The following is a 16,856-nucleotide window of genomic DNA, read 5'->3' on the forward strand; positions in this document are numbered from 1 at the left end:
GGACGTCCGACGGACCGGTTGCGGCCCCCCACTCCGGGCGGCCGGTCAACGGCAGGATCAGACGTACCGTTCCAGGATCGAGGATTCGGCCAGGCGTGAGAGACCCTCGCGGACACTGCGCGCCCTGGCCTCGCCGACGCCGTCCACGGCCTGTAGGTCGTCCACACTCGCGGCTAGCAGCTTCTGCAGTCCACCGAAGTGTTCCACCAGACGCTCGATGATCGCGCCGGGCAGCCGCGGCACCTTCGCCAGCAGCCGGTAACCGCGAGGCGAGACCGCCGAGTCCAAGGTCTCGGGCGAACCGCTGTAACCCAGGGCCCGCGCCACCGTGGGCAGCTCCAACAATTCGGCGTGGCTCAGCGTGTCCAGTTCGGTCAGGGCCGCATCCACCGTCCGCGAACGTTTGGCCGTCGGCTCGGGGACGTAGTCGCGGATCACCAGCTCCCGCTCCGGCTCCACCCCCGCGATCAACTCGTCCAGCTGAAGGGAGAGCAGCCGACCGTCAGTGCCGAGCTCCACCACGTACTCGGCGATCTCCGTGGCGATCCGGCGGACCATCTCCAGACGCTGGGCGACGGCGGTCACGTCCCGCACCGTCACCAGGTCCTCGATCTCCAGGGCGGAGAGGGTGCCGGCGACCTCGTCGAGGCGCAGCTTGTACCGCTCCAGCGTGGCCAGCGCCTGGTTGGCGCGGGAGAGGATCGCGGCGGACTCCTCCAGGACCCTGCGCTCGCCGTCCACGTACAGCGCGATCAGCCGCATCGACTGGGAGACCGACACCACCGGGAAACCACACGACTTCGAGACCCGGTCCGCGGTGCGGTGGCGGGTGCCGGTCTCTTCGGTCGGGATGGAGGCGTCGGGCACCAACTGCACACCGGCCCGGTGGATCTTGGTGATGTCCTTGTCGAGGATCAGTGCGCCGTCGAGCTTGCACAGCTCCCGCAGCCGGGTGGCGGTGAACTCCACGTCCAGCACGAAGCCGCCGGTGCACATGGACTCCACGGACTTGTCCATGCCCAGTACGAGCAGACCGCCGGTGTTTCCGCGCAGGATGCGCTCAAGGCCGTCACGCAGGGCGGTGCCGGGGGCGACCGCGCTCAGCGATGCGCGCACGAGGGCCTCGTGCGCGGAGCCGGCGCCGGACTTACCGGATGCTGCTGCCCCGTCCTTGGCTGCCACTGCACTCCTCCGGTAGCGGGTTGTCATGCCCGGGCCTTGGGCACGCGGGCGTGCGTCGCGGCGGGCGGACCAGGGCAAAGTCTACCGGCGCCCCGTGTCCGCCCGAGGTGCGTTGCCACCCATGCCCGCCCGGGCCGCGACCAACCGCAGGTGGGAGCGGGTTTGCAGGAGGTCTCAAAGGGCCTCTCGACCGGTCCGCCGGGGGAGCTGGCAGACCCTACTGCGGCCGGGGGGCAGCCGCCCGGCGGCTGCGCGGCAGCACCCGCAGCGCCTCTCCCATGTCGGCGACTTCGATCACCTTCATGCCCGCGGGCACCTTCCCCGGGTCGGCCGGAACGAGCGCCTGGGTGAACCCCAGCCGGTGCGCCTCCGCCAGCCTGCGCTGGACGCCGGTCACCCGCCGGACCTCCCCGGCCAGCCCCACCTCACCGATGGCCACCAGGTTCTTCGGGAGCGGAGTGTCGCTCGCCGCGCTGGCCAGGGCCAGCGCCACCGCCAGATCGGCGGCTGGTTCGGACAGTTTCACCCCGCCCACCGTCGCGCTGTAGATGTCCCGTTTGCCCAGGGCGCTGATTCGGCCTCGCTGCTCCAGGACGGCCAGCATCATGGACACCCGGGACGTCTCCAGGCCCGAGGTCGTCCGCCGGGGCGAGGGGATCTGTGAGTCCACCGTCAGCGCCTGCACCTCGGCGACCAGCGGCCGGCGACCTTCCAGGGTGACCGTCAGGCAGGTTCCCGGTACTGCCTCCGCCCGCCGGGTCAGGAACAGGCCGCTGGGGTCGGCCAGGCCGGTGATCCCCTCGTCGTGCAGTTCGAAGCAGCCGACCTCGTCGGTCGCTCCGTACCGGTTCTTCACCCCGCGTACCAACCGCAGACGGGCGTGCCGGTCACCCTCGAAGTGCAGCACCACGTCAACCAGGTGCTCCAGCAGCCGGGGCCCGGCGATCGCGCCGTCCTTCGTAACGTGACCGACCAGCAGGGTGGACATGCCCCGTTCCTTCGACGCCCGGATCAGCGCGCCCGCCACCTCGCGCACCTGGGCCATGCCACCCGGCGCGCCGTCGATCTCCGGCGAGGCCACGGTCTGTACGGAGTCCAGGACCAGCAGCGAGGGCTTGACCGCGTCGAGGTGGCCGAGCACCGCCGAGAGGTCAGTCTCGGCTGCCAGGTACAGGTGGTCGCTGAGGGCTTTGATCCGGTCGGCGCGCAGCCGCACCTGACTGGCCGACTCCTCCGCCGTGACGTAAAGGGTGCGGTGGTTCTCGCTCGCGGCCTTGGCGGCCACGTCCAGGAGCAGGGTGGACTTGCCGACCCCGGGCTCGCCGGCCAGCAGCACCACGGCACCGGGGACCAGCCCGCCGCCCAGCACCCGGTCCAGTTCGTCCACGCCGGTGGACCGGGCCGTCGCTGTCCGGCCGTCCACCTGTGCGATGGGGACCGCGGCGGTCGAGACACGACCGGCCGCGGTGGTGCGCACGGCGGGGGCGCCGGTCTCCTCGACGGTGCCCCAGGCCTGGCATTCGGGGCAACGGCCCAGCCATTTGGCCGTGCTCCACCCGCATTCGGTGCAGCGGTAGGAAGGGCGGTCCTTGGCGGACGAGCGGGAGGTACGGGCAGCAGCCATGCCGCAACGGTAACGGGCGCCGCCGACACCCTCGGGCGCTCCCGCCGCGGCCGTCCGCTTCCGGGCCCTCTCCCCTCATGCGGTCGCCCGGACCGGTGGCTCTGCCAGGCTCGGTGGCCGGGGCTCCGGCTCCGCCCGCTGCCGCCCCGCGCTCCCGTGGGGCCCGTAGCGCCCGGTATGTCGAGCGCACGCCGGACACTGTCCCCTTTCGGAGGATGACTTCACCCGTATGGATTAAAACTCCCCAAGGGGTGCGAAGGGGCCGTGCGCAGCCCCCTACCTTCGCCGGGTGACGAGCAGCAGCCAGGCGCATTCCAAGCACAGCACCGGCGCACACGGGGCGCATCGGCGTGCGCCCAGCATGTTGGCGCAGACGCCCCCCAGCCGGTACGAGCCTTATCTCGACGGGCTGTTCACCTACTGCCTCTCCGTGCTGTGCGACCACGGCACGGCCACCGAGGTGCTCGCGGACGTACTGGCCGTCGCCGAGCGGCAGGCCGGGCGCGGCCCGGCGGACGAGGGCCAGCGCAGGGCCTGGCTCTACGCCCTGGCCCGCTGGGCCTGTCTGCGCAAGCTCGCCGAGCTGCGCCGCGCCCGCCAAGGAGCGCACGGTACCCATCGGGCGCCGGCGCACCACCGGTCGCATCGGGGCGTGGTGGGCCACCCGGACGCCCCCGCCAGCGAAGGCGCGGTGACGCCCGATGGCGCGGACGCCACCGCCCGGGCCCAGCACCGGGAACTCGCCCTGCTCGCCTGGCCGGAGGCGGCCGGCACCAGCCCGGAGCAGCGCGAGGCACTCGAACTCGCCGTACGACACCGGCTGTCGGCCACCGAGGTCGCCGTGGTGCTCGGCATGCCCCTGCAGAACACCCGCGACCTGCTGGCCGGCGCCGCCTGCGAGGTGGAGCGGACCCGGGCCGCGCTGGCCGTCGTGGAGAGCGGCGGCTGTCCGGTGGTGGCCCGTTTCACCGGGGACAACGAGGTGTTGCTCTCCACCGCGCTGCGCGGCGAACTGGTCCGCCACGTCGACGACTGCCCGACCTGCCGACGCGCAGCCGAACGGGTCGGCGCCGGCGGACCGTGGCCGGGGACCACCGTCAGCCCCGCCACCCTGCCCGTCCTGCCCGCCCCCCGCGCCGCCCTCCACATGGCCGTGCTCGGCGCCCTGCGCTCCCGCTGCGCCACCCCTCGCTTCGACCGCGCCGGCTTCCCGATGGACCCCAAGGACCACGCCGCACGCCGGGAGCGGATGCGGGCCCGGGCGGTGACCACCACCGTGGTCGCAACCGTCCTGGCGGCTCCGGCGATCGCCCTTTGGGCCTCCTACCGGGGGGCGCCCGCCGCGGCCGAGACCGGCGGGTCAGCCGTCGCCGCGAGCGGCAGCGACAGGCCGGGCACGGTGGAGGACCGCGGCTACCCGGTGCACGAGAACGTACGCGACACCCGGACCGGGCCCGCCGAGGGCACTTCCCGCAGCACCCACACCCGGGAGGTCTCGGTACAGGTGCTCGGCCCCGGCGCTTCCCCCGATCCGGTCCTGCCGAGCGGGTCCGCACCCGGCAGGCTCGCCGTCCACGCCCGTTCGCAGGCAGGCGTCACACTGATCACCCTGACCGCGCGCGGTGGCACCGCGGTGGAGTGGACGCTGTGGTCCGACTCGGTCTGGCTCAAGCCCAGCCAGAACTCGGGAACGCTGGAGCCGGGGGAATCGCTGACCATCCGGGTCACCGTCGACCCGGTCCGGGAGCCCGCCGGCGACTGGATCGCACGGATCGACATCGCGCCCGGTGGCGCGGTCGTCTCCGTGGAGGGCCAGGGCCGCCCGCCGGAGCCGCCCGCACCGACCCGCCCTCCGAGCACCAAGCCCTCGCCCCGGCCGCCGGGCCCCACGCCGACCCCGACGTCGAAGCCCCCCGCCGCCACGCCCACGCCGTCCGCCACCCGGCCGACCGAGCCGCCCTCCGAGGAGCCGCAGCCGACCCCGTCCGAGGGGACGGTCCCCCCCGACCCCGGTGGTCCCTGAGCTCACACGGGGTCGGCGGGGTGCGGGGCCATCGGCAACAGCGCGGACAGGCGCTGCTCGCACAGCTCCACCAGCCGCTCGTACGCCTCCGCGCCCATCAGCTCCACGAGTTCGGCGCGGTAGGTGACGTACACCGGCTCGCCCGCGCCGTGCGCCGAAGTGGCCGAGGTGCACCACCAGTGCAGGTCGTGGCCGCCCGGTCCCCAGCCGCGCCGGTCGTACTCGCCGATCGACACCTGGAGCACCCGGGTGTCGTCTGGGCGGTCGATCCAGTCGTAGGTGCGGCGCACGGGCAGCTGCCAGCACACGTCGGGCTTGGTCTCCAGCGGCTCCCGGCCCTCCTTGAGCGCCAGGATGTGCAGGGAACATCCGGCGCCGCCGGCGAAGCCGGGACGGTTCTGGAAGATGCAGGACCCCTCCCAGCGCCGGGTCTGCTTCTCGCCGTCCTCGTCGTGCTGTGTCCAACCGGTACGGGTGCCGACCTCGTGGAACTGCCACAGCTCGGGAGTCAGCCTTGCCACGTGCCCGGCGACGCGCTGCTCGTCCTCCTCGTCGGAGAAGTGCGCCCCGAGGGTGCAGCAGCCGTCATCGGCGCGGCCGGCCCGGATGCCCTGGCAGCCGCTGCCGAAGATGCAGGTCCAGCGGGAGGTCAGCCAGGTCAGATCGCAGCGGAAGACCTGTTCTTCGTCAGCGGGGTCGGGGAACTCGACCCAGGCGCGAGGGAAGTCCAGGTCCTTCTCGTCGGGCTCCGCGGCGGATGCCCGCACCACGGCTCCCTTCGCGGCGGAGGCGCGCTCGGCGGGCCCGCGGCCGGATTCCCCGGACCGCGCGGCGACCTCGGCAAGCTCCACCCCGGGGCTCTTGGGAGCATCGTCCTTCTTGGCCCGCTTGGCGTTCTTTTCCTGCTTCGCCTGCTTGGTCTGCTTCGTCTTTGGCACAAGCCAAGCGTAAGCGGGCATGGGCCGCCTCGAGGAGGGAGCGGGCCCCGAAGCACAGTAGCGTTCCCCATATGAGACTCGGTGTCCTTGATGTGGGTTCGAACACGGTTCATCTGCTGGTGGTGGACGCGCACCCCGGTGCGCGCCCGTTGCCCGCGCACTCCCACAAGCGGGAAATGCGCCTGGCCGAACTCCTCGACGCGGACGGCGCCATCGGCCCCGAGGGCATCGACACTCTCGCCCGCGTGATCGCCGACGCGGTGCAGGCCGCCGAGGACAAGGGCTGTGAGGACGTGCTCCCCTTCGCCACCTCCGCGGTGCGCGAGGCCAGCAACGCCGATGAGGTGCTGGCCCGGGTCCGCGAGGTCACCGGAGTCGACCTCCAGGTCCTCAGCGGTGAGGACGAGGCCCGACTGACCTTCCTGGCCGCCCGCCGCTGGTTCGGATGGTCCGCCGGGAAACTGCTGGTCCTCGACATCGGCGGTGGTTCGCTGGAGATCGCGTACGGGATCGACGAGGACCCCGACGCCGCCGTGTCCCTCCCGCTGGGCGCGGGCCGCCTCACCGGCGGCTGGTTGCCGGGGGACCCGCCGGACCCGCTGGACGTGAAGGCCCTGCGCCGGTACGTGCGGGCCCAGATCGCCCGGATCGTGGGAGAGTTCAGCCGCCTCGGGGCGCCCGACCACGTGGTGGCCACCTCCAAGACCTTCAAACAGCTCGCGCGTATCGCCGGCGCGGCCCGGTCCGCCGAGGGGCTGTACGTACAGCGCGACCTGAGCCGGCGCTCCCTGGAGGAGTGGGTCCCCAAGCTGGCGTCGATGACCACCGAGGAGCGCGCCGCGTTGCCCGGGGTGTCCGACGGTCGCGCGGGGCAGCTGCTCGCCGGAGCCCTGGTGGCGGAGGGGGCGATGGACCTGTTCGGAGTGGACCAGCTGGAGATCTGCCCCTGGGCGCTGCGCGAGGGCGTGATCCTGCGCCGCCTGGACCACCTGGCGACCTGAGACACCGCGGCTGACGGCGCGGCCCGTGCCCCGAAGGTCGCCCCGGAGGACCTGTCGGGCCGGCCACCCGGTCCCGGGCCCCGCGGGGGAGACGGTCTTCACACCGCAGCCCCCGGCCGGCGGCGGGCCCGTACCCTGTCCCTCGTGGCAGAACCAGTGGTGCGGATGCCGGATGCGAAGGTCGCCTTGTCCACGGCCTCGGTGTACCCGGAGTCGACGGCGACCGCTTTCGAGATCGCCGCACGGCTGGGCTACGACGGCGTCGAGGTCATGGTCTGGACGGACCCTGTCAGTCAGGACGTGGAAGCCCTGCGCCGACTCTCGGACTACCACGGGGTGCCGGTGCTCGCGGTGCACGCCCCCTGTCTCCTGATCACCCAACGGGTTTGGTCCACCGACCCCTGGACCAAGCTCCAGCGGGCCCGGTCGGCCGCCGAGCGCCTGGGCGCCTCCACCGTGGTGGTCCACCCGCCGTTCCGCTGGCAGCGACAGTACGGGCGGGAGTTCGTGGAGGGCATCTGGCGGATGGCCGAGGAGACCGAGGTCCGCTTCGCAGTGGAGAACATGTACCCCTGGCGTTACCGGGACCGCGAGATGCTCGCCTACGCGCCGGACTGGGACGTCACCAAGGACGACTACCGCCACTTCACGATCGACCTCTCGCACACCGCCACCGCCCGTACCGATGCCACCGCCATGGTCGACCGGATGGGGGACCGGCTCGCTCACGTCCACCTCGCCGACGGCAACGGTTCCGGCAAGGACGAGCACCTGGTTCCCGGGCGGGGCAGCCAGCCCTGTGCGGAGCTGCTGGAACGGCTCGCGCTCGGGGGCTTCGAAGGGCACGTGGTCATCGAGGTCAACACCCGGCGGGCGATGTCCTCGGCCGAACGCGAGGCCGACCTCGCGGAGGCGCTCGCCTTCACCCGACTGCACCTGGCCTCCGCCGTGCGGGCCCACCGCTCCCCGGGCACCCGTGGGCGGGTGCCCGGCACATGAACGGACCGGCCGAACGGCCCGCCCCCGACGCTCCGCGGCGCGGTCGCGGTCGTCCCTCGCGCCGCGAGGCGGACGCCGGACCGGGAGCGCGCGAGCAGATCCTGCGGGCGGCCCGCGACGAGTTCGCCGCTCGTGGCTACGACAAGACCTCGGTGCGGGGCATCGCGAAGGCCGCCGGTGTGGACTCTGCCCTGGTCCACCACTACTTCGGGACCAAGGACGACCTGTTCGCCGCGGCGATCGAGGTCTCGCTGGGTCCCGCGCTGGCGGTGCCCGCCGTGTTGGAAGGCGGCCCGGAGGGCGTCGGCGAGCGTCTGGTCCGCTATTTCCTCTCGGTGTGGGAGAACCCGGCGACCCGTGTGCCCCTGCTGGCCACCCTGCGGTCCGCGTTGACCAACGAGATGGCCGCGGCGGTGCTGCGCGGCTTCGTCGGGCGGGTGCTGCTGGAGCGGGTCGCGGGGGACCTCAGGGTGTCGAACCCCAAGTTCCGGGCCGAGCTGGCCGCCTCCCAGTTGGTGGGCCTGGCCGTGCTGCGCCACGTGGTGAAGGTCGAGCCGTTGGCCTCCGCCGATCCGGAGGAGATCGTGCGGATGGTGGCGCCCACCGTGCAGCGGTACCTGACCGAGGAATGAGTCAACCGTCCCGGTATCCGGACCGAGTGTCCAGATCCTGGAGCCTGAGCGTAGGCTCGGAGAGTCGACACCGTGCGCCGCAGCCGCATCCACACCTGGTGGATCCGACGGCAAGGCCGCACACCTGCCTAGGGAGTGAGCCCCGATGCCCGAGCTGAGGTCCCGCACCGTCACCCACGGCCGCAACATGGCAGGGGCGCGCGCACTGATGCGCGCTTCGGGCGTAGCGAGCGCGGACATCGGCAAGCCGATCATCGCCGTCGCCAACTCCTTCACGGAGTTCGTCCCCGGTCACACCCACCTCGCCCCGGTCGGTCGCATCGTCTCCGACGCGATCCGCGAGGCCGGCGCCATCCCCCGCGAGTTCAACACGATCGCGGTGGACGACGGCATCGCCATGGGCCACGCCGGAATGCTGTACTCCCTGCCCTCCCGCGACCTGATCGCGGACAGCGTGGAGTACATGGTGGAGGCGCACTGCGCGGACGCCCTGATCTGCATCTCCAACTGCGACAAGATCACCCCTGGCATGCTGATGGCCGCCATGCGGCTGAACATCCCGGTGGTCTTCGTCTCCGGCGGTCCCATGGAAGCCGGCCAGGCCACTCTCGTAGACGGCACCGTGCGCAAGCTCGACCTGGTCAACGCGATCGTCGACGCGGTCAACGAGGACGTCTCCGACGAGGACATCCTGCGCATCGAGGAGAACGCCTGCCCCACCTGCGGCTCCTGTTCGGGCATGTTCACCGCTAACTCCATGAACTGCCTCGCCGAGGCCATCGGCCTGGCCCTGCCCGGCAACGGCTCGGTCCTGGCCACCCACACCGCCCGCCGCGCCCTGTACGAGCGGGCCGGCCGCACCGTCGTGGAGATCACCAAGCGGTACTACGAGCAGGACGACGACTCCGTCCTGCCGCGCAGCATCGCCACCCGGCAGGCCTTCGAGAACGCCATGGCCCTGGACATCGCCATGGGCGGCTCCACCAACACGATCCTGCACCTGCTGGCCGCCGCGCAGGAAGCGGGACTCGACTACGACCTGCGCGACATCGACGAGGTCTCGCGCCGTGTCCCCTGCCTGGCCAAGGTCGCGCCGAACGTAGCCCCCGGCGGTACCTACTACATGGAGGACGTGCACCGCGCCGGAGGCATCCCCGCCATCCTCGGCGAGCTCTACCGCGGCGGCCTGCTCAACAAGGACGTCCACACCGTCCACTCCGACACCATCGAACAGTGGCTCGGCACCTGGGACGTCCGATCCGGCAGCGCGAGCGCCGAGGCGGTCGAACTCTGGCACGCCGCCCCCGGCTGCGTCCGTTCGGCGACCGCCTTCTCCCAGTCCGAGCGCTGGGAGACCCTCGACCTCGACGCCGAGGGCGGCTGCATCCGCTCCGTCGCCCACGCCTACTCCAAGGACGGCGGCCTCGCCGTCCTCAAGGGCAACCTGGCCGTCGACGGCTGCGTGGTCAAGACGGCGGGCGTGGACGAGTCGATCTGGACCTTCGAAGGCCCCGCCGTGGTCTGCGAATCGCAGGACGAGGCCGTCGAGAAGATCCTTTCCAAGCAGATCAAGGACGGCGACGTGGTCGTCATCCGCTACGAGGGTCCCCGCGGCGGTCCCGGCATGCAGGAGATGCTCTATCCCACCTCGTTCCTCAAGGGCCGCGGCCTGGGTAAGACCTGCGCGCTGGTGACGGACGGGCGTTTCTCCGGCGGCACCTCGGGACTCTCCATCGGGCACGCCTCGCCGGAAGCGGCCTCCGGTGGCACCATCGCCCTGGTCGAGGACGGGGACCGCATCCGCATCGACATCCCGAGCCGGTCCATCGAACTCCTGGTGGACGAGGGCACCCTCACGGTCCGCCGTGAGGCCCTCGGCGGCGTCTACGCCCCCAAGGACCGCCACCGGCCGGTCTCTGCCGCCCTTCGTGCGTACGCCGCGATGGCCACCAGCGCGGACAAGGGCGCGGTCCGCGACGTCTCCCGACTCGGCTGATCACCGCCCGGAGCGGACCCCGACCTGCGGCCGGGGCCGGTGACCTCTCGCGTCACCGGCCCCGGCCGTTCCCGTCCGCTCGGGCCGCGCTCACCAGGCGGCAGTCCCGTTCACCGCGACCGCGAACACCGACCCGTCCGGCGCCGCCCCGAACACCATCGGGCCCCCGACCACCGGAGCCGGCAGCACCGGCGCGTAGGTGCGCCGCCCGCCGTCCATCCGCGGCGGGGTCTGGCCGACCAGTACGCCGGCCCCGGGGGTGGAGTCCACCGCCAGCAGACGGCCGTCCGCGGCCATCAGCAGCACCCGGCTGCCCACCACCACCGGTCGTGAGGAGCGGCTCACCCCGGTCTCCAGCCGCCAGGTCTCCAGAGCGTCCCCCACGGCCGCGAGGGCGCCACCGGCACCCACCACGTACACCGTGCCGTCCGTGCCGACGGCGGCCTGCGCCTGGTCCATCGGGGCGCTGAGCGGGACCCGTCGCACCTTCGAGGTCCGGGCGTCGATCCGGAGCACCGCGTCGTTCATGGACCTCTCGTCGCTGCCCAGCAGGTACAGCGCCCGCTCGTCCGCCACGGCGGGCACCGGTGTCCCGGCCACCTGGACGCGCCACCGGATGCCCCCGTCGGCCGTGTCCACCGCCGTCACCTGGGTGGAGCCGCCGCCCGGTGCGGCGGTTGAGGCGTAGGCCCGCCCGTCGGGCCCGGCCGTCCACACCGCCTCCGTCCCACCGACCCGCCGCGTCCAGCGCCGCTCGCCCGTCTCCGCGTCCAGCGCCGTGACGCGCCCGTCGGCGCCCACCAGCAGGACGGCGTCGTCCACCGTCAGCGTGCTCCGGTAGGCCGACACGGCGTGCTGCCAGCGCTGTTCGCCGGTGTCCGGGTCCAGGGCGCGCCACACTCCGTCAGCCGTGGACCTGGTGTGGACCAGCCCCCCGGCAAGGACGGGTGCGCCGGCCTCCTCGACCGTCGAGGGCGCCCCCGGAGCCGGTACCCGCCAGCGTTCCGAGCCGTCCGCCGGGTCCAGCCGGGCGGCGGCCACCCCCGGCGCCTTGCAGTACAGCGCGGGCTCGTCGCCAGCGGCGTAGCCGCAGACGGCCGTGCGGTTCTCCAGCCCCGCCCCGGCCGGCCCGGGAACGGACCAGGGAGTGTGCTGTTCCGTGGGCTCCGGAGCGCTCTTCGGCCGTGCGGCAGCCGCCGTGCCGAGCCGCTCCTCAGCGGCCAGCCGGTAGCCTCCGGCCACCGCGCCGCCCGCCAGCAGTGCCCCCACCAGCGCCAGCGTGAGGGGGCGCCGTCGCCGTCGTCGCGCCGCAGCGGGCGCCAAGGGTACGGCGGGCACTTTCAGGTGGGTGGGTTCGTCGTCCCGGCCCGAGGAGACCTCCGGCGGGTGGGGGAACGCGGCACCGGAGGGGGTGTCCGCACCCACCGGCGCGCAGAAGGACCGGGTGTCCTCAGCTGTCCGGTAGGCGGCGCTGCGCAGCTCGGCCACCAGCTCCGCCGCGGTCGGGCGTTCACCGGGGTCCTTGGCCAGGCAGCGGGCTATCAGCGGCGCCAACCGCGGTGGTACCCCCGCCAGGTCCGGCTCTTGGTGCACCACCTGGTACGCCACGATGTAGGGGCTGTCCGAGTCGAAGGGGCCGCGGCCGGTGGCCGCGTGCACCAGTACCGCGCCCATGGCGAAGACGTCGGCGCCGGGGCCCACCTCGCGCGGTCGCTGGAACTGCTCGGGCGCCATGAAGGGGGGAGTCCCGATCAGCTTGCCGGTCTCGGTGCGCAGATCGCTGTCGGAGGGCCGTGAGATCCCGAAGTCGATGACGCGGGGGCCGTCCGCGGCCATCAGGACGTTGCCCGGCTTGAGGTCGCGGTGGACGACTCCCACCCGGTGGATGTCGCGCAGGGCTTCGGCGAGGCCGGCACCGAGCCTGCCCAGTTCGGCCTCGTCCAGGGGGTGTTCCCTGACGCGTTGGGCGAGGGTGGGCGCGTCGATGAAGGAGGTCGCCATCCATGGCCGCGGGGCTTCGGGGTCGGCGTCCACGACGGGGGCGGTGAACGCTCCGCTGACCCGTCGTGCGGCGGCGACTTCCTGGCGGAAACGGGCCCGGAACTCGGGGTCGGTGGCGTGTTCGGCGTGCACCACCTTTACGGCGAGCCGCAGTCCGGACGCGGAGGTCGCCAGGTGCACCACGCCCATGCCGCCGGATCCGAGGACCCGTTCGAGCCGGTACTGCCCGGCGTATTGCGGCTGATCCGCGCGTTGCGACGGCATCGCCCACCCCCGTGTGTGCCGTGTGATCCGCGTGTCCGGAGCCTAGTCGATGCCCTCGGACCGCTCCGAGGGGCTTGCTAGCCTGCGCGAGTCATGCCGAGGGGCGTGATTGAGCCAAAAGATCAAGATCGAGCCGTCAGGCCGGCCGGTGTGAGCGGCCGGCGGTCTGGCCCAGCGTTCAGCCGTCACCATCCCTGGGGGGGACCATGACTTCCTTGAGCACTGCTCTGCGATTCCCGATAGCGCCGGGCTACCGCCTGAACGTGCGCAGCGGCCCGGGTACCGGGTACTCCGTGATCCGCACGCTGCCGGAGGGGTCCTGGGTGACGATCAACTGCCAGACCACCGGCACCAACGTCACCGGCCCCTACGGCACCAGCCGGATCTGGGACTGCATAGGCAACGGCGCGTACGTCTCCGACGCCTACGTCAGGACCGGCAGCGACGGCTACGTGGCCACCCGCTGTTCCTGAACCGGACCCGTGCCGGGGCGGGCTCCACCACTGCCGGCCGCCGGGTCGGGGATAATCGCAGACGTGAGCGACAAGCCCCAGACCCCCAAGCAGTCCGCGGTGGCGGAGCCCCGCCCCGAGGAGATCCGTTTCTTCGGCACCACGTGGGTCCAGCACGACGGCCGGTACGCCCTGCGCCGCTCGGCGCTGGCCGCGGGCTGCCTGCTCGCCGCCGCGGCCGGTGCCTTCGTCCTCCGGTTCGCCTATGAGGGCCTCGCGATCGCAGAGGTGGGGACCTTCCTCAACGCCACCGTCGTCATCATGTTCGCGATCTGCACCGCCATCGCCTTCGCCAAGACCTGGGAGGGCTTCAACCGGCGTCGCGCGGTGGCGGAGGACGCCTCGTTGCGGGGACTGAAGACCATCGGGTTCCTCGGCACCCTGCTGGCCTACTTCCTGCGCTGTCTCACCGAAGCGCCGGGGGAGAAGCTCCGCCGCCGCGAGTACGAGGAGGCGCTCGCCCGGTACGGCCGGCGCCGGGCAGCTCGGACCGGCAATCCGGCCGCGCGCAAGCGCCCCAAGCGCGGATAGCCGGGCCCAGCCCGGACGTTTTGCAAAGGGCGGTCGACTTCGGTCGGCCGCCCTTTCGCCGTCCTTGACTGCGGTGCAGCGGCGCGAGCATTATTCATCACATGATGAATAATGCTTCGGGGAGGCCCACCGAACCCCCCGCACCAGCCGTCCGCGCCCACCAACTCACCGTCACCCGCGGCGGCACCCGAGCCCAGCCCCGAACCGTCCTGCACCGCCTCGACTTCACCGTCCCCCGCGGCCAGATCACCGGACTCCTCGGCCCCTCCGGCTGCGGGAAGTCGACCCTGCTGCGCTCCGTCGTCGGCACCCAGCAACACGTCACCGGCACCCTCGACGTCCTGGGCCGCCCCGCCGGCACCCCCGAACTCCGCCCCCGCATCGGCTACGTCACCCAGGCCCCGTCGATCTACGACGACCTCACGGTCCGGCAGAACCTCGACTACTTCGCCGCCATCCTCGACCCCGGCCGCGAAGCCGCCGAACGTCGCCGAGGGAACATCAGCGCCGCACTCACCGACGTGGACCTCACCAGCCACGCCGACGACCTCGCAGGCAACCTCTCCGGCGGTCAACGCGGCCGGGTCTCCCTGGCCGTCGCCCTCCTGGGCACCCCCGAACTGCTCGTACTCGACGAACCCACCGTCGGCCTCGACCCCGTCCTACGCCGCGACCTGTGGAAGCTCTTCCACCACCTGGCCGCCACCCGCAACACCACGATCCTTCTCTCCTCGCACGCCATGGACGAGGCCGAACGCTGCCACCGCCTGCTCCTGCTGCGCGCCGGCGAACTCCTCGCCGACGACACCCCCGAAGCCCTGCGCACCCGCACCGGCACCGGCAGCGTCGAGGAGGCGTTCCTCCGCCTCGTCGAAGAGGCCACCCACCGCAAGGCCCTGGAACGGGCCGCCCGCCGCGACCGTGACGCCGCACCCACCACCACATCCCCGGGAGACCCCCGATGAACGCGGCCCGCACCCTCGCCACCGCCACCCGCGTCCTGCGCCAGCTGCGCCACGACCCCCGCTCCATCGCCCTGATGCTGCTGGTCCCGGCCCTGATGCTGGTCCTGCTGCGCTACGTCTTCGACGGCAGCGCCCGCACCTTCGACACCGTCGGCGCCTCACTCCTCGGCATCTTCCCGCTGGTCACGATGTTCCTGGTGACGAGCATCGCCACGCTGCGCGAACGCACCTCCGGAACCCTCGAACGACTCTTGGCGATGCCGCTCGGCAAGGCCGACCTCATCGGGGGCTACGCCCTGGCCTTCGGTGCCCTCGCCGTCGTGCAGTCCGTCATCGCGACCACCCTCGCGCTCTGGACCCTGGGCCTCGACGTCACCGGCTCTCCCTGGCTGCTCCTCCTGGTCGCACTCCTCGACGCCCTTCTGGGAACCGCCCTCGGCCTGTTCGTTTCCGCCTTCGCCTCCTCGGAGTTCCAGGCGGTCCAGTTCATGCCGGCCGTGATCTTCCCCCAACTGCTGCTCTGCGGACTCTTCGCTCCACGCGAGAGCATGCACCCGGCTCTGGAGGCCATCTCCGACGTCCTGCCCATGTCCTACGCCGTCGACGGAATGAACGAGGTCCTACGCCACAGCGAGATCACGGCCGAGTTCGCCCTGGACGCCGCCGTGGTCGCCGGCTGTGCCCTGCTCGTCATCGCGCTCGGAGCGGTAACGCTGCGCCGCCGCACCCCCTGACCGCCCCTCGGACACCCCCGCGCGCAGCCTCCCACGGGTGCAAGGATGGGCAGGTACGGTGCACGAACCCCGGCGAGGTGACCCCGCATGACCCAGACAGTCGCAGTCCTCGGTACCGGAAAGATCGGCGAGGCCCTGCTCAGCGGAATGATCCGCGGCGGTTGGCCGGCCGCGAACCTCCTGGTCACCGCGAGGCGATCCGAACGTGCCGAGGAACTACGCACGCGCTACGGGGTGGAATCGGTCAGCAACGCCGAAGCCGCCAAACGAGCCGACACCCTCATCCTGACGGTCAAACCCCAGGACATGGGCAAACTGCTGGACGAACTAGCCCCGCACGTCCCCGCCGACCGCCTGGTCATCAGTGGCGCCGCGGGAATCCCCACCGCGTACTTCGAGGAGCGACTCGCCACCGGCACCCCGGTGGTCCGGGTCATGACGAACACCCCCGCCCTCGTCGACGAGGCCATGTCCGTCATCTCCGCGGGCAGCCACGCCACGGCGGAGCACCTCGCCCACACGGAGGAGATCTTCGGCGGGGTCGGCAAGACCCTGCGTGTCCCCGAATCCCAGCAGGACGCCGCCACCGCCCTGTCCGGTTCTGGACCCGCCTACTTCTACTACCTGGTCGAGGCGATGACCGACGCGGGCATTCTGCTCGGCCTGCCCCGGGCCCAGGCGCACGACCTGATCGTGCAGGCCGCCATCGGAGCGGCCGTGATGCTCCGCGACAGCGGTGAGCACCCGGTCAAGCTCCGCGAGGCCGTCACCTCTCCCGCGGGCACGACGATCAACGCCATCCGGGAGCTGGAGAACCACGGGGTACGGGCGGCGCTCATCGCAGCCCTGGAAGCCGCCCGTGACCGCTCACGCGAACTCGCCTCCGGCCAGGGCTGACCGGGCCCGCCGCCATCCGCCCCGCGGTCCGGGATCCCTGGTTCTCCAGGAGGGCCGCTGGGGCAGGTTGACACCGCCGTCTCGGATCCGTAAGGTACTTCGAGTTGTCCGAAGTGAGCGCTGGCCCCGGCCGGTCCCCGGACGACCATTCCGCAACAACCATTCGAACGAACGACTCCTTGTCGTCCCGTTTTCATGCGTGTTTGCGAATGAGGAATGCGCGCCCCAGTGGCACGGACCCCGATTAGGTCGGGAACCGGGATTCCGCTAAAGTCTCACTCGTCGGAACGGCCCAACAGCCGGGAAGGCGAAGCCCGCTGACTGGGAGTCAGGTCCGAAAGGATCTGGTAGAGTCGGAAACGCCGAAAGGGGAAATCGCGAAAGCGAGGAACTGGAAGGCGGACCCGCTTCGGCCGGGAATCGGACGCGAAAGAGTCTGATAGAGTCGGAAACGCAAGAACAGAAGGGAAGCGCCCGGAGGGCCCGGTAACGGGAACGAAGGAAGCGTCCGTTCCTTGAGAACTCAACAGCGTGCCAAAAGTCAACGCCAGATTGAC

Annotated in this window: 14 protein-coding genes; 10 read left to right on the forward strand and 4 right to left on the reverse strand. The window is 72.0% G+C overall.

Features of this window, described 5'->3' with window-relative positions:
- Nucleotides 1–57: 57 nt before the first annotated feature.
- Together disA and radA are read right to left on the reverse strand one after the other, a co-directional pair.
- On the reverse strand, nt 58–1,182 hold the full coding sequence (gene disA, locus ACFYMC_RS12065; RefSeq protein WP_388522649.1) for a DNA integrity scanning diadenylate cyclase DisA: 1,125 nt from the start codon (nt 1,180–1,182) through the stop codon (nt 58–60).
- Between the two features lie 217 nt (nt 1,183–1,399).
- The gene (gene radA / locus ACFYMC_RS12070) at nt 1,400–2,806 is read right to left on the reverse strand and encodes a DNA repair protein RadA (protein ID WP_388522652.1); all 1,407 of its coding nucleotides are present in this window, start codon (nt 2,804–2,806) and stop codon (nt 1,400–1,402) included.
- A 289-nt stretch (nt 2,807–3,095) separates the two neighbouring features.
- On the opposite strand from radA, the gene ACFYMC_RS12075 reads away from it, so the two are divergent.
- The gene (locus ACFYMC_RS12075; RefSeq protein ID WP_388522655.1) at nt 3,096–4,829 is read left to right on the forward strand and encodes a hypothetical protein; all 1,734 of its coding nucleotides are present in this window, start codon (nt 3,096–3,098) and stop codon (nt 4,827–4,829) included.
- A gap of 2 nt (nt 4,830–4,831) precedes the next feature.
- Here ACFYMC_RS12075 and ACFYMC_RS12080 read toward each other — a convergent pair whose 3' ends face one another.
- Entirely contained in the window at nt 4,832–5,767 is a 936-nt protein-coding gene (locus ACFYMC_RS12080) for a hypothetical protein (RefSeq protein ID WP_388522658.1), read from the reverse strand.
- A gap of 71 nt (nt 5,768–5,838) precedes the next feature.
- On the opposite strand from ACFYMC_RS12080, the gene ACFYMC_RS12085 reads away from it, so the two are divergent.
- The 4 genes from ACFYMC_RS12085 to ilvD all read left to right on the forward strand — a co-directional run bounded on the left by ACFYMC_RS12085 (nt 5,839) and on the right by ilvD (nt 10,395).
- Nucleotides 5,839–6,768, forward strand: a complete 930-nt coding sequence (locus ACFYMC_RS12085; RefSeq protein WP_388522661.1) for a Ppx/GppA family phosphatase — start codon at nt 5,839–5,841, stop codon at nt 6,766–6,768.
- Between the two features lie 144 nt (nt 6,769–6,912).
- Nucleotides 6,913–7,767, forward strand: coding sequence for a sugar phosphate isomerase/epimerase family protein (locus ACFYMC_RS12090; protein WP_388522664.1), 855 nt, complete (start codon nt 6,913–6,915; stop codon nt 7,765–7,767).
- Nucleotides 7,764–8,399 (forward strand): TetR family transcriptional regulator, encoded by a 636-nt coding sequence (locus ACFYMC_RS12095; protein WP_388522667.1) that lies wholly within the window; start codon nt 7,764–7,766, stop codon nt 8,397–8,399. Before ACFYMC_RS12090 ends, ACFYMC_RS12095 begins: the two co-directional genes overlap by 4 nt.
- Before the next feature lie 145 nt (nt 8,400–8,544).
- Nucleotides 8,545–10,395, forward strand: a complete 1,851-nt coding sequence (ilvD, locus tag ACFYMC_RS12100; protein WP_388522669.1) for a dihydroxy-acid dehydratase — start codon at nt 8,545–8,547, stop codon at nt 10,393–10,395.
- 90 nt (nt 10,396–10,485) lie between these two features.
- Here ilvD and ACFYMC_RS12105 read toward each other — a convergent pair whose 3' ends face one another.
- Nucleotides 10,486–12,660 (reverse strand): PQQ-binding-like beta-propeller repeat protein, encoded by a 2,175-nt coding sequence (locus ACFYMC_RS12105; protein WP_388522672.1) that lies wholly within the window; start codon nt 12,658–12,660, stop codon nt 10,486–10,488.
- Between the two features lie 206 nt (nt 12,661–12,866).
- Here ACFYMC_RS12105 and ACFYMC_RS12110 point away from each other — a divergent pair, with 206 nt between their 5' ends.
- From ACFYMC_RS12110 to proC, 5 genes are all read left to right on the forward strand, one after another.
- Nucleotides 12,867–13,133, forward strand: coding sequence for a peptidase (locus ACFYMC_RS12110; protein ID WP_388522675.1), 267 nt, complete (start codon nt 12,867–12,869; stop codon nt 13,131–13,133).
- A 63-nt stretch (nt 13,134–13,196) separates the two neighbouring features.
- Nucleotides 13,197–13,703 carry a hypothetical protein gene (locus ACFYMC_RS12115; RefSeq protein ID WP_388522678.1) on the forward strand — a complete coding sequence of 169 codons (507 nt, stop codon included), beginning with the start codon at nt 13,197–13,199 and terminating at the stop codon, nt 13,701–13,703.
- Between the two features lie 101 nt (nt 13,704–13,804).
- Nucleotides 13,805–14,668, forward strand: coding sequence for an ABC transporter ATP-binding protein (locus ACFYMC_RS12120; RefSeq protein WP_388522681.1), 864 nt, complete (start codon nt 13,805–13,807; stop codon nt 14,666–14,668).
- Entirely contained in the window at nt 14,665–15,402 is a 738-nt protein-coding gene (locus ACFYMC_RS12125) for an ABC transporter permease (protein WP_388522684.1), read from the forward strand. Before ACFYMC_RS12120 ends, ACFYMC_RS12125 begins: the two co-directional genes overlap by 4 nt.
- Before the next feature lie 87 nt (nt 15,403–15,489).
- Nucleotides 15,490–16,299, forward strand: a complete 810-nt coding sequence (proC, locus tag ACFYMC_RS12130; RefSeq protein WP_388522686.1) for a pyrroline-5-carboxylate reductase — start codon at nt 15,490–15,492, stop codon at nt 16,297–16,299.
- Nucleotides 16,300–16,856: the final 557 nt, after the last annotated feature.

The sequence above is a fragment of the Streptomyces sp. NPDC006879 genome (assembly GCF_042869595.1).
Lineage (GTDB): Bacteria > Actinomycetota > Actinomycetes > Streptomycetales > Streptomycetaceae > Streptomyces.

What these genes read in the sequence shown, in the direction of transcription:
- ACFYMC_RS12125 (WP_388522684.1), top strand. Translation starts at nt 14,665, where the DNA reads ATGAACGCGGCCCGCACCCTCGCCACCGCCACCCGCGTCCTGCGCCAG.
- ACFYMC_RS12120 (WP_388522681.1), top strand. Translation starts at nt 13,805, where the DNA reads ATGATGAATAATGCTTCGGGGAGGCCCACCGAACCCCCCGCACCAGCC.
- ACFYMC_RS12085 (WP_388522661.1), top strand. Translation starts at nt 5,839, where the DNA reads ATGAGACTCGGTGTCCTTGATGTGGGTTCGAACACGGTTCATCTGCTG.
- ACFYMC_RS12110 (WP_388522675.1), top strand. Translation starts at nt 12,867, where the DNA reads ATGACTTCCTTGAGCACTGCTCTGCGATTCCCGATAGCGCCGGGCTAC.
- ACFYMC_RS12105 (WP_388522672.1), bottom strand. Translation starts at nt 12,660, where the DNA reads ATGCCGTCGCAACGCGCGGATCAGCCGCAATACGCCGGGCAGTACCGG.
- radA (WP_388522652.1), bottom strand. Translation starts at nt 2,806, where the DNA reads ATGGCTGCTGCCCGTACCTCCCGCTCGTCCGCCAAGGACCGCCCTTCC.
- ACFYMC_RS12095 (WP_388522667.1), top strand. Translation starts at nt 7,764, where the DNA reads ATGAACGGACCGGCCGAACGGCCCGCCCCCGACGCTCCGCGGCGCGGT.
- ilvD (WP_388522669.1), top strand. Translation starts at nt 8,545, where the DNA reads ATGCCCGAGCTGAGGTCCCGCACCGTCACCCACGGCCGCAACATGGCA.
- proC (WP_388522686.1), top strand. Translation starts at nt 15,490, where the DNA reads ATGACCCAGACAGTCGCAGTCCTCGGTACCGGAAAGATCGGCGAGGCC.